The 12581-nt window shown below is 65.2% G+C and carries 12 protein-coding genes and 1 pseudogene; 8 read left to right on the forward strand and 5 right to left on the reverse strand.

Features of this window, described 5'->3' with window-relative positions:
* Nucleotides 1-14: 14 nt before the first annotated feature.
* From FOS14_RS14075 to FOS14_RS14090, 4 genes are all read right to left on the reverse strand, one after another.
* Nucleotides 15-431 (reverse strand): VOC family protein, encoded by a 417-nt coding sequence (locus tag FOS14_RS14075; protein WP_255450330.1) that lies wholly within the window; start codon nt 429-431, stop codon nt 15-17.
* A 108-nt stretch (nt 432-539) separates the two neighbouring features.
* Nucleotides 540-1466, reverse strand: coding sequence for a LysR family transcriptional regulator (locus tag FOS14_RS14080; protein WP_143771435.1), 927 nt, complete (start codon nt 1464-1466; stop codon nt 540-542).
* Between the two features lie 3 nt (nt 1467-1469).
* Complete coding sequence (locus FOS14_RS14085; RefSeq protein ID WP_143771436.1) at nt 1470-2696, reverse strand: CdaR family transcriptional regulator; 1227 nt, start codon at nt 2694-2696, stop codon at nt 1470-1472.
* A gap of 66 nt (nt 2697-2762) precedes the next feature.
* A complete protein-coding gene (locus FOS14_RS14090) occupies nt 2763-3722 on the reverse strand; it encodes an Abi-alpha family protein (RefSeq protein WP_143771437.1) in 960 nt (319 codons plus the stop codon).
* A 402-nt stretch (nt 3723-4124) separates the two neighbouring features.
* Here FOS14_RS14090 and FOS14_RS14095 point away from each other — a divergent pair.
* The 8 genes and pseudogenes from FOS14_RS14095 to FOS14_RS14130 all read left to right on the forward strand — a co-directional run.
* A pseudogene (locus FOS14_RS14095) lies at nt 4125-4574 on the forward strand (NAD-dependent formate dehydrogenase); the annotation flags it as partial.
* A gap of 122 nt (nt 4575-4696) precedes the next feature.
* Complete coding sequence (locus FOS14_RS14100) at nt 4697-5002, forward strand: hypothetical protein (RefSeq protein WP_143771438.1); 306 nt, start codon at nt 4697-4699, stop codon at nt 5000-5002.
* Between the two features lie 140 nt (nt 5003-5142).
* Nucleotides 5143-7668, forward strand: a complete 2526-nt coding sequence (locus FOS14_RS14105; protein ID WP_143771439.1) for an ATP-dependent Clp protease ATP-binding subunit — start codon at nt 5143-5145, stop codon at nt 7666-7668.
* The gene (locus FOS14_RS14110; protein WP_143771440.1) at nt 7661-8143 is read left to right on the forward strand and encodes a glucose-6-phosphate dehydrogenase; all 483 of its coding nucleotides are present in this window, start codon (nt 7661-7663) and stop codon (nt 8141-8143) included. Before FOS14_RS14105 ends, FOS14_RS14110 begins: the two co-directional genes overlap by 8 nt.
* Entirely contained in the window at nt 8140-8502 is a 363-nt protein-coding gene (locus FOS14_RS14115) for a DUF488 domain-containing protein (RefSeq protein ID WP_143771441.1), read from the forward strand. Before FOS14_RS14110 ends, FOS14_RS14115 begins: the two co-directional genes overlap by 4 nt.
* 15 nt (nt 8503-8517) lie before the next feature.
* Nucleotides 8518-9369 (forward strand): Rieske 2Fe-2S domain-containing protein, encoded by an 852-nt coding sequence (locus tag FOS14_RS14120; protein WP_221936714.1) that lies wholly within the window; start codon nt 8518-8520, stop codon nt 9367-9369.
* A 19-nt stretch (nt 9370-9388) separates the two neighbouring features.
* On the forward strand, nt 9389-11743 hold the full coding sequence (locus tag FOS14_RS14125) for a molybdopterin oxidoreductase family protein (RefSeq protein WP_255450332.1): 2355 nt from the start codon (nt 9389-9391) through the stop codon (nt 11741-11743).
* 1 nt (nt 11744) lies between these two features.
* Entirely contained in the window at nt 11745-12197 is a 453-nt protein-coding gene (locus tag FOS14_RS14130; protein WP_143771444.1) for a hypothetical protein, read from the forward strand.
* Here the strand turns inward: FOS14_RS14130 and FOS14_RS14135 are convergent.
* Nucleotides 12194-12574: a thioesterase family protein gene (locus FOS14_RS14135; RefSeq protein ID WP_143771445.1), complete on the reverse strand. Its 381-nt coding sequence runs from the start codon at nt 12572-12574 to the stop codon at nt 12194-12196. The genes FOS14_RS14130 and FOS14_RS14135 overlap by 4 nt on opposite strands.
* Nucleotides 12575-12581: the final 7 nt, after the last annotated feature.

A 12581-nucleotide genomic window follows, 5' to 3' on the forward strand; every position in this document is an offset into this window, starting at 1 on the left:
CTTGCGACGCGTCGTTACCGAAAGCGCGACGCGATGACGGTGCGCGGCAAGTCATGCGGGCTCGGATGCGCGATGAGAATTCTGATCTCATCAGGGTCCACCCCGTCGACGAAGGTGATGCCGTTGACCGTTTGCGTGCAGGTGCTGGGATCGTACGCGCGCAAGCGCGCGGTGATCTGGTCGAGCTCTTCGACGGTTTCGGTGGCCCACATGACGAATTCGACGCCCACGTCGCCGACCCTGCGACGGGCTCCCGTGTGGCTTTCGTGCAGATAAATCTGAAAGCCATCCGGCGCGATGAGCAGCGCGGCCTGGTCATCTTGTACCGAGACCCGGCACCCGAGTACGTCGCAATAGAACTTCACCGACGGCGCCAGTTGCGAAACGTGCATCAACCACGACGTGGCCCGGACACCGCTTTGTTCGCTCATCGTCAATCGCTCCTTCTCCGGATCGGGCCGTGGGTGCGGTCTCATTCTGGTTCAGCAACATTCCGGGCGTCCAAGACTTGGGCGTTATCCGTTGATAAGCAACGCCGATCACGTCTCCGCCGAGAGCACCGGGCGATTGAGAATCTGATCGATGCGCGTGTTGCGTGCCGTCTGCAGCAACGCCCGGGTGAGCACTGAACCCGGCTGCGCCGCGGCGGTGACCAGGACGACACGCGCGGTGATCGACGGACTGTCGAGCCGACGCACGCGGGTCCCCGCCGGCGGCCGCAGCGTTTGCAGCCAGGTCTGCGGAATGATGGTGGCCCATCGGCCGGTACTCACATGCGCCAGTAACGCCACCACCGAATCGGTTTCGAGCTGCGGTGTCACCACCAGATCGCGGCCGGCCAAGGCGTCGTCGATGAGCTGGCGTCCGCGCATGCCGTGCGCGAGCAGACACATCGGTAACTCCAGTGCGTCGGGCCAGCTGATGGTGCTCGACTGCCCGCCGAGTAGTTCACTGCTGGCCACCAGGACGTGCTGTTCCTCGTAGAGATGCGTGATGGCCAGGTCGCCGGTGTCTTGGCGGTCCGGGTAGATGATCCCGGCATCCAGCTCGAATCGGCGGATGCGATCGATGATGTCGGCCGAGCGCATGCTCGCCTCGAGTTGCACGCGCACCAGCGGGTGTTCGGCGCAAAACGGGTCGGTGAGCAGGGCGACCGTACCGGCGGCGGCCGGAATCACCCCGAGGCGCAGGTCGCCGGTCAAGCCGGTCTGCAACGCGGTGACTTCCTGCTTGAGGGCGTCGTGGTCGGCCAGGATGCGCCGCGCCCACAACACCAGCCGCTCGCCTTCCGGCGTCAGCCCCTCGAAGGTGCGCCCGCGTCGCACCAGCGGCACCTTCAGCTCCTGCTCGAGCTTGCGAATGGCCTCCGACAACGCCGGTTGCGACACGTAACAGGCACTGGCCGCCCGCGCGAAATGACGCTCCCGGGCAAGTGCGACAAAGTATTCCAGCTGACGAAATAGCACGTGCTATTCGACCATGCCCTTCTTCATTCGAACCGCTTGCACTGCGGCCGCCAACTCGGCGAGTGCGAGCGGGTCACTCAACGACCGACCGGTCAGCTCACGGATCCGGTTCAATCGGTAGCGGACGGTGTTCGGGTGACAGTGCAGGATTCGTGCGGCGCGGTCGGCCGACCCGCCGTTGTGCAAAAACGCGTGCAAAGTGTCGAGCAGTGCGTCACGATCCTCGGGCATCAGCTCGATTACAGCGCCGAGCACCTCCTTGGCCAACCGCCGTCCCTCGTCCGGGTCGTGCGCAACCAGGGCGGCCAGCGGGCTGCCGCTGAATACCCGAACTTCGGTCTTGCCGACCGGGATTTCCGCGAGCGCCGTGCGCGCCAAATGCAGGGCGCGCGGGGTGTCGGCAAGCGACGAGAAGGGCGGGCTCACGCCGGTGCGCGCGTGCGCAGTTGCGCGCAGAATCTCGAACACTGCGTCGCTGTGCTCGTCATGCATCGCGACAACACCCGCCTGCAGCGTAGAGGTGAGTTGCCACGCCGACACGATCCCGCGTTCGGCCAGTCGCCGCTCGACACCGATAAGGCTCTCGTCGGCGAGTCCCCGCGTCTCGGCGGCAACAACGACCAACTTCGCGTCGATCGGCAGGCCGAGCAATTTGCCGACCTCCCACGGCGAAGTGTCGCGCATCATCTGACCGGTGAGCAGCGACTCCACCAGCGCTGAGCGCCGCCGTTGCTGGGTGGCCACCAGTTCCGCGGTGGCCAGGCGGTACGCCTCGGTCAACACCAAGGCATGCTCGTCGGACAGTCGCCACAACGTGCTCGAGGCCTCGACCAGCGCGGCCAGCGTTTCCGGCCGATCGTCTCGCCGGGCGTGCTCGGCAAGCACGTCCCACAGCATTGCGCAGCCAATCCGGTAGACCTGCAACACTTCCGGCAGCGGTGCCCGCTGGTGAGCGCGGCGGCGACCGGTTTCCGACGGTGCGGCCAGGTCCGGGGTGACGGACGGATCGTCGAGGCCGCTGACCATGAAGCGCAGGTTGAGCGCGATCGAGCGGTGCAGATCGTCACGCGGGACGATGTCGCCCTCGCGGTAGAGATCGATTCGTGCACACGATGTCGTGCACACCTCGTCGATCAATTTGGGGAGGCGCTGGCGAGCAACGGCGACGAGGTCCGCGAATGCCGCGCCGCGCGTCGACGCGCAGGTATGGGCAGCAGTTCGATCGTTCATGGAACTCCAATTCCACCACGCGCAGCAATATGCGCCAGTCTGCACACCGGGTCGTTCAGATCTGCGCTAGCCGGTCGGGCTGGCCGTGCCATCCAGGTCCTCTTCGGAGACAGCCTTTTCCCACGATTCCGGCAGACGCGGTCCTTTTCCGAAATACCGATCCCCGCGTTCGTTGGTAGCCCAGCCACCGGCGGTGTAACCGGCGAGCGTGAAGCACGCTTCACAGAACTGTTTGCCGAACAGCGACAGGTAAATGCTGCGATGGACCGTCCTCGCCTTGCCGTTCACTCGATCGAACGCCTCGGCGACAGCGGGCTGGGCCTCGAGCAGCGAGTAACGCCGGAAGTCCATCACCGGCTCCAGCGAAAAGCGAACTAAGCCAAGTCTGTTCAGGTTTGCCAGGTACTCTGTGTTTCGTTCGGGCCAGAAGCACCCTGCCATGTCGGCGATCATGTTGATCCCGGCGGCAAGACGGTACGACCCCCTCCCGAACAGCGTTTTCGTCCGGACATCGATCGACGGCTGCGGACCTCCAACCGCAAGGAAACGCAATATTCGCGCCTCGTCGTCGTCACACGCATTGAGAATCGCAGGGAACGCGGGGTGCATGAGCAACGGCGCCGGACCGGACTTCCAATTGGCGACCTTCGCGTCCCCCTGAGCCCGCAGAGCTGTCGGCGACACGCGGTTCCCGGTGCGCGCGGCGCCGATAACCGGCGTCGTGGGCGCGAGGCCCAGCGCAGATACTGCCGCTCGCCGGGCCTCATCGACGCGGGCATCGAAGACCTCACTCATCGGTGTACCGGCGCTGACCTCCCGTACCACGGTTTGCGCGGTGCTCACGGACCCGGTGACGATCTCGGTTGCCACCCGTCGCATCGAATCGCCGGCGAATCGAATCAGCCACACCGCATCCGATACGGTGCCGGTGCGCATGCCGCCGGTAAGCGCGGAAAGTGAGCGGGGCAATCTATTTGGGGACGCGCCGTCGCGCTCGGGTGGCGTCCCGATCGGGGTTGCAGTCACGATCGTGGTCCCCCTCGCAGGCTGTCACCGAAAGACCGAAGCAGTTCGCCGTCATAGCCATTCGAGATTTGATGTGTGGTAAGTCGAAAATACTGTGAATCCGCGCCATTGCGTCGGATTTTCGCCGAGCGTTCGAACTGCCTTACGACGGGCTTGTGTGAACGGACAAGAAAAATTGACTTCACACACATCGACACCGAATGCGTGCGCCGTCGAGGATCTAGTTGGTACGGCATTTGCAGTGCAGCAATCCCAGTGTTTGGCGCACTCGATCGGAGCGGCCTATCGACCGGTAGGTATTTCGTCTTGGACGTCAGCCCTCGCGCTCGGTGAGACTGAAATCACCGTTCACATCGAGGAATTGATCTGCTGCGGGGCTGTTTTGAATCGAAGGAAATCACCATGGCCAAAGTCCTGTGTGTCCTGTATCCCGATCCGGTGGGTGGATACCCGCCCGTCTATGCCCGGGACTCGATTCCCTCGATATCGGAGTATCCGGATGGTCAGACCGCGCCGACCCCCTCGGCTATCGACTTCACGCCCGGGCAGTTGCTCGGTTGCGTGTCCGGCGAACTCGGCCTGCGCAAGTTTCTCGAGGCGGCCGGCCATGAATTGGTGGTGACCTCCGACAAAGACGGCCCGGATTCGGTGTTCGAACAGCAGCTACCCGACGCCGATGTGGTTATTTCCCAACCCTTCTGGCCGGCATATCTGACCGCGGAACGAATTGCCGAGGAACCCCGGCTGACGCTGGCATTGACGGCAGGGATCGGCTCGGACCACGTCGATCTCGAGGCCGCGATCAAGGCGGGTATCACCGTCGCCGAGGTGACCGGGTCCAACAGCATCAGTGACATCCGCGAGGAGTACCTGATCGTGCAGGGCGGTGAGCTCGCCGGCACCGGCGCGAAGGCCTATACCGCCAGTCCGCAAACCACCGTCGGTTGACGCGGCGAGGAGAGAAAGGTGAGCCGATGACGGTACCGGCACAGCGCCCGAATGCGGGCCCTGCTGCGTGGGTCTGGGATGCCGGGGCACTGAACGCGGGGTATCGGCACATCGACCAAGTGCTTCGCGAGGTCGCCGCACCCGCGGCCACCGGCGATCCGCAGGACGCATACGTGGTCGAGGTCTGCCTGGCCGGGGTGGGCACCGACGACGTACGCATAGACATGTCCGGCAACGAGATTCGGGTAGCGCTACCCGACGGCGTCCTCACGGTGCGCGCCCCGGCAACCGGCACGGTCCATCCGAAACGCGTGGAGGTGAGGGTGACGTAGGGGTTGTGGTGCCGCCGCAGGCGGGGCAATGTTGAGAAAGTGCGGCTGCATCCCGCCCATCTCTTTGCGCCGACCGCCTGCCCGGCGCCATTCCCCGCTGTTACGCCCACTTCCCGGCTCGACTGTGTGAGGAGTCTGTAGTGACCGAGTTCGACGATTTCTTCGATGACGTTTTCCAACGGTTCTTCGGGCCCGGTTCCCGCGCCCGGCCACCGGTGCAGCGAGTGGATCTGGGCCGGTTGCTCACCGACAGCGCCAAGCAGTTGGTAGCTGAGGCCCGACAGGCTGCCCAGGACTGGGGCAGCGCCGAGATCACACCGGAACACCTGCTGTACGCCGCCGCCTCCAACGAGCCGACGCGCGACGTGATCGCCAGCTTGCATCTGGATCCCGACGAAGTCGCCAAGAAGATGCGCGCCGCGGCCGGTTCTTCGGGCAACCCCGCCGGCACCTCGCTCGACTTCAGTCCGGCGGCCAAGCGGGCACTGCGGATAGCGCAGCAACACGCCGCCCAAGCCGGCCAGAGCTACATCGCGCCCGAGAACATCCTCATGGGTATCGCCGCGACACCGGACACGCCGGCGACGAAGGTGCTCGCGCAAGCTCCCGATCTTCAGCAGGCCACGAACGGCCAGCCCGCTGCCAGCGACACCCCCACGCTGGACCAGTATTCGCGCGACATCACCGCTGATGCCCGCGCCGGCAAGCTCGACCCGGTGGTCGGGCGCGAGGACGAGATCGCGCAGACCGTCGAAATCCTCTCGCGCCGGCGCAAGAACAATCCGGCACTGATCGGTGATCCCGGCGTCGGCAAGACCGCAATCGTCGAGGGGTTGGCACAGCGCATCCTGAACGGGGATGTGCCGAAAACGCTGACCGACCGGCGGGTGGTGGCGCTCGACGTCGGTTCGCTGGTCGCGGGCAGCAAGTACCGCGGCGAGTTCGAAGAGCGGCTGACAAAGATCCTCGACGAAGTGCGCGAGCACTCCGACGAGTTGGTGGTGTTCATCGACGAGTTGCACACCATCGTCGGCGCCGGTTCCGCGGGCGAGGGGTCCATGGACGCCGGCAACCTGCTCAAACCGGCCTTGGCGCGCGGAGATCTGCACGTCATCGGCGCCACCACCATCGACGAATACCGGCGCAACATCGAAAAGGACGCGGCGCTGGAACGACGGTTCCAACCGGTGATGATCGCCGAACCCTCGGTGGAGGACACCATCGAGATCCTGCGCGGCCTCGCCGACAGCTACGAGGCCCACCATCAGGTGCGCTATTCCGACGAGGCGTTGATCGCGGCCGCACAGCTTTCCGACCGCTACATCACCGATCGGTTCCTGCCGGACAAGGCGATCGACCTGGTGGACCAGGCCGGGGCCCGGGTGCGACTGCGCACCAAGACGCCCGATGCGGACGCGCGGTCCCTGGAGGAAATTCTGGCCCGGCTGAATCGCGAAAAAGATGCCGCGGTCGCGGCCGAGGACTACCAGAAGGCCAACGCACTGAAGAAGGAGATCGCCGAACAGACCGAAGCCGCCAAGGACGCCGTCGGTGACGTCGAAGCCGGCGCGGAGCCCGTGGTCGGTGTCGTGGACATCGCCGAAGTGGTGTCGCGACAGACCGGTATCCCGGTCACCGAACTCACCGCCGAGGAACGCGACAAGCTGCTCGCGCTCGAAGACGTTCTGCACAAGCGCGTGATCGGCCAGGAGGACGCGGTCGTTGCGGTATCGGAGGCGGTGCGCCGCTCGCGCGCCGGGCTGGCCGATCCGAACCGTCCGATCGGCTCGTTCCTGTTCCTGGGCCCCACCGGCGTGGGCAAAACCGAGCTGGCAAAGGCGTTGGCCGAGGCGGTGTTCGGCGACGAGGACCGCATGATCCGCTTCGACATGAGCGAATTCCAGGAGAAGCACACGGTCTCGCGCCTGGTCGGCGCACCGCCCGGGTATGTGGGTTACGAGGAGGCCGGTCAGCTCACCGAAAAGGTTCGCCGCCAGCCCTATTCGGTGGTGTTGTTCGACGAGATCGAAAAGGCGCACCCGGATGTGTTCAACATCCTGCTGCAACTGCTCGATGACGGCCGGGTCACCGATGCCCAGGGCCGCACCGTCGACTTCAAGAACACCATCGTGATCCTGACCAGCAACATCGGCTCGGACCTGATTCTCGATGCCCCCGACGGTGATGTCGAGAAGATCACGCCGCAATTGATGGAGCTGTTGCGCACCAGATTCCGGCCGGAGTTCCTCAACCGGATCGACGAAACCATCGTGTTCCACCGGCTCGATCAGGCGCAGTTGCGTCGGATCGTCGAGCTGACGTTGAACGGGACGCGGCGGCTGCTGCGGGCGCAGGACATCGCGCTCGACGTCACCACCGAGGCCGAGGACTGGTTGGCAGAGAAGGGATTCGATCCGAAGTTCGGTGCCCGGCCGCTGCGGCGCACGGTCCAGCGCGAACTCGACAACAAGCTGTCCGGGCTGCTGCTCAAGGGCGAGCTCTCCCCCGGTGACACCGTGCGGGTCGATGCTGACACGCACGGTCTGGTGATCGAAACAGTAAGCGGCGCAAGCGAGGGCACCGTGGCTGCCGACGACACCGAATCCACGGACGGTGAGGTGACACCGGCAACGGCTGGAGCACAACGAGGAGCTTCCGATGAGTGATCTGTTACGGGACTGTGTGAACCAGATATTCGACCGGTACTTCGGGCCGGGCATCGCGGCGACGAGTCCGCGAATGTCTCGCCCCCAAACCCGAAGAATGGTCGCCGATGACGCGCCGGAGCGGATGGCCGAGGCGCACCGGGCGGCGCTCGATTTCAGTCGCGCCGAGGCGGTGCGCAACGCCGAAATCGCCTTGGAATACCTGTTTGTCACCCCGCACGGACTGTTGTATGCGGCGGGGCTAAAAGGCAAGCAACCGCCGCGCCGGCTGTATTACTTCGCGACTCCGCCGCCGCTGTTCGACTCCATCGTGGAGCAGATCGGCGGTTCGCAGTTGGCCGGGCGATCGATACTCGCGGTCGACAAACGGTTCGGCCACGACCTCGTGTTTCCGCTGCCGATGGACACGGGGTTCCGCAGAATCCTCGATGACCACCCGGTCATCCAGGTCGACCTCACGGTCCAGACCCAATGACGGGACGCGTCCAGATCCGGCGCATCTACGACGATCCGACCCCCGACGACGGCACTCGGGTTCTCGTGGACCGGATCTGGCCCCGCGGAGTCAGCAAAGAACGCGCAGACCTCAACGAGTGGTGCAAGCAAATTGCGCCCTCGACCGAGCTACGCAAATGGTACGGACACGACCCGGACCGCTTCGCCGAGTTCACCCGCCGCTACCAGGCTGAACTCGAGGATCCAGAGCGGGCCGATGCATTGGCACAGCTACGGAAAATCGCGAACGACGGCGTGCTCACGCTGCTTACCGCGACAAAGGAAGTGAAGATCAGCGAGGCCGCCGTATTGGCCGACCTCATTTCGGCATCGAAATAGCGAGAGGGGATGGCCGTGACACTGTTGGAGGATCTGGTTCATCGGATCGAGCACGCTGACAATTTGGATCGCGTTGCCAAGCCGATCGCCAGCAAGGTAGGCGAATTGGTGAAGCCACGGCCGGTGCGGAACTTCCTCAGCGGCACGTGGCTGGGCCATCCCCTGCACCCGCTGCTGTCCGACCTGCCGATCGGGGCCTGGTCGATGGCGGCGTTGCTCGACGCGCTCGATGTCGAGGCCGCGGACATCCTGGTCGGAGCCGGGATCGTGGCTGCCGTCCCGACCGCGGCCGCCGGTGCGAACGACTGGTCCGACACCTACGGCGAAGAAACCCGACTGGGCTTGGTGCACGCCGCCTCCAATAGCACGGCACTCGTCCTGCAGATAGCTTCGTTGTTGGCGCGCAGGCGGGATGAGCGCGGTCTCGGCAAGGCACTGAGCCTGGCCGGAGTTGCCGCCATGTTCGTCGGCGGCTACCTGGGCGGCCATCTCACCTTCGTCAAAGCGGTCGACGTGAACCACACGGCGTGGCCCACGGGGCCGGATTCCTGGACGTCGGTGATCGCCGAGGCTGACCTGGCAGACGGCAAACCGACGAAGGTCGATGCCGGCGGCGTGTCGGTGCTGCTTTACCGCCACGGCAACACAATTCAGGCGTTGGCGAACACCTGTAGCCACATGGGCGGCCCGCTCGATGAGGGCAGTGTCTCTCATGACGGCTCTGGCGATTGCGTGACCTGCCCGTGGCACGGCAGCACGTTCCGCCTCAACGACGGCGAAGTGGTGCGCGGACCGGCCACGATCCCCCAGCCGCGCTATGAAACGCGCGTCACCAACGGACACATCGAGGTACGCGTGCGGCCCTGACCGGAAAGGATTGCCGACGGTGGATTACCAGCCGAATCCCGATCGCATCAATGACATTTGGGGCGAACGCACACCGCACGCATCCGGTACCGAGTGGCCGACCCGCGTCGATGAGTTTCTGCTGGACGGAGTCTCGGTCGACAGATGGGTGCGCAGCGCGTGCCTGTTGTGTTCCAACGGTTGCGGGCTCGAGATTGCGGTCAGCGACGGCCGGATCGTGGGCGTTCGCGGCCGCGCCGATGACCGGGTCAATCGCGGCCGGCTCGGCCCGAAGGGCTTGTACGGCTGGCAGGGTGAGCAGCGCGATCGGCTGACCACTCCCCTGATCCGCCGCAACGGCCGCCTCGTCGAGACCGACTGGGACACCGCGATGGCTGCGGTGGTGGAACGGTCGCGCAGCCTGCTCGACACCAAAGGGCCGCTCTCGCACGCCTTCTACACGTCGGGCCAGCTGATGACCGAGGAATACTACACCCTGGCCGTGATCGGCAAGGGCGGCATCGGCACGCCGCACATGGACGGCAACACCCGGCTGTGCACGGCCACCGCCTCGGCGGCGTTCCAGGAGAGTTTCGGCTGCGACGGCCAGCCGGGCTCCTATACCGACATCGATTGCTGCGATGCGTTGTTCCTGTTCGGGCACAACGTAGCCGAGACGCAGACTGTCCTGTGGGCGCGGATGCTGGATCGGCTCGACGGGACCGACCCACCGCGACTGGTCTGTGTCGATCCGCGCCGCACCAATGTCGCCGAGCGAGCGACCGTCCACCTGCCCATCCGTAACGGCACCAACCTTGCCTTGATGAACGCGCTTGTGCACGAGCAAATTTCGCGCGGATTCCTCGACCACGATTATGTGGCCGCGCACACGCTCGGGTTCGAGGACTTACAGGCACGAACCGAGACGGCTACCCCGGAGTGGGCGGCCGAAATCTGCGGTGTGCCCGCCGACGACATTCGCCGCGCCGCGGAGATCTTCGGCACCAGCCAGCGGGTGGTATCGACCTGCTCGATGGGCTTTTATCAGTCCCATCAGGCCACCGCCGCATCGTGCCAGGTCAACAACCTGCACCTGCTGCGAGGCATGCTTGGCCGCCCCGGCGCGGGCATCCTGCAGATGAACGGGCAGCCCTCCGCGGAGAATAATCGCGAGGCCGGTTGCGGGCCGGCGCTGCCCGGATTCCGCAACTGGAACAACCCCGAACACGTCGCGGAACTGGCGCGGTTGTGGAATGTCGACCCGATCGTCATCCCGCACTGGGCACCGCCCACCGACGCGATGGCGATCTTTAGGTACGTCGAGCAAGGGTCGATCGGATTTCTCTGGATTGCGGGCACCAACCCGGCGGTCTCGATGCCCGACCTGCCCCGCATCCGCCGGATCCTTTCCGGCGATCAGTGCTTCGTGGTCGTCTCCGACGGTTACCGCACCGAGACAACGGAACTGGCCGACATCGTGCTGCCGGCGGCATTGTGGGGCGAAAAGACCGGTACCCATACCAACGTCGATCGCACCGTCCACCTGTCCCGACAAGCCGTCGAACCACCCGGACTCGCGCGCTCGGACCTGGACATCTGGATCGACTACGCCCGCCGAATGGGTTTGAGCGACAAGGACGGTCACCCGCTGCCGGCCTGGAAGAGCCCGGCGGAGGCGTTCGAGGCCTGGAAGGAATGCAGTGCCGGACGCCCGGTGGATTACACCGGGTTGACCTACGACATGCTCGATGCGCGCGGCGGAATCCAATGGCCATGCAGCGCGGATGTGCCGGACGGCACCGAACGTCTCTACACCGAGGCGCATTTCCCGACAACGGTGCACGAATGCGAGACCTACGGGCATGACCTCGCGACCGGAGCGCCCGTGAACGAGACCGAGTTTCGGGCCCTGCGGCCCGACGGGCGGGCCGTCCTCAAGACCATCGCGTACGAACCAGCCTACGAGCTTCCGGACCACGAGTATCCGCTGCGACTCACCACCGGACGCACCGTCTATCACTGGCACACTCGCACCAAGACATCGCGAACCCCCGAACTGCAGCAGGCGGCGCCATCGATGTGGCTGGAAATATCGACTCAAGATGCACGGCGATTGGGCATCGGTGAGGGCGACATCGTCCGAGTGACCTCGCGTCGCGGCAGCATCGACGCACCTGCGCGGGTGTCGCACGTGCGTGAGGGTGTGGTTTTCGCGCCGTGGCATTACGGTGACGACCCGGCCAATGATCTGACCCTCAGCGCGTGGGACCCGGTGTCGAAACAACCCGAATTCAAGGTCGCCGCGATAGCCCTCGAACGCATTCGTGCCGGCGACGGACCGGCGCCGGCACCCACCATCACCGCATCGGCACCGGCAGTTTCGGAAGGACGCTGAAATGTACCTGAGCGCATACCTGACGTTGCTGCAGAGCGCTGAGGAAGCTTTGGCCGAGTCCTATCGGCAGGTGGCGCAAGGCCACCGGCTCGAGGCCGACGTGCACTACATCTGCACCACCTTTGCCCGGCAATGCGATGAGCGGCGCGCGGCACTCACACCTGTCGTCGAGCGCTACGGCCATGCCGGCGAACCCGAACGCCTGCACCCCGACGGTTTGAGCGAAACGCGCGCCGGCCTGATCGGCTTGCTGCGCGACCTGCAGGACGTGTACCAACTTGCCAACCTTGTCGACATCACCTGGACGCTCACCGGCCAAGCTGCGCACGGGGCACGCGACCGGGCCCTGATCGACATAGTGGCGCACTGCAACCCCGAGGTTGGCGGACAGCTGGCGTGGCTGCGGATGCGGATGAAATCGACCGCGCCCCAGGCATTGCTCGTGGCCTCCTAGTTCGCGCGGCCGACTCGCTCGACAAACGCCGCCCGGTCGACTACCACCCGCTGCACAGTGCCGTCGGCGACGAGCGTTTCCCCCTCGCGCACTTCGACATTGAAGGTGAGGCGAGTTTCGTCGACGTCGGTGAGTTCGGCGGTCACTGTGATGGTGGCCCCCACTGCGCTGGCGCGCCGATGGTGCAGCAGCACTTCCACACCGACGCTGGTTTGGCCATCACTCAGGTGATCTTTGACGGCTTGCACGGTCGCCTCTTCGGCGAGCGCCACGACGCGCGGGGTGCCCAGCACCGGCACGTCGCCGCTGCCGAGGGCAATTGCGGTGTCGTGCTCGGTCACGACAGTTTCCAACCGCGCGGAAAGGCCTGGCTGCACTGGTGTC

Source organism: Skermania sp. ID1734 (assembly GCF_007489285.1).
Taxonomy (GTDB): domain Bacteria; phylum Actinomycetota; class Actinomycetes; order Mycobacteriales; family Mycobacteriaceae; genus ID1734.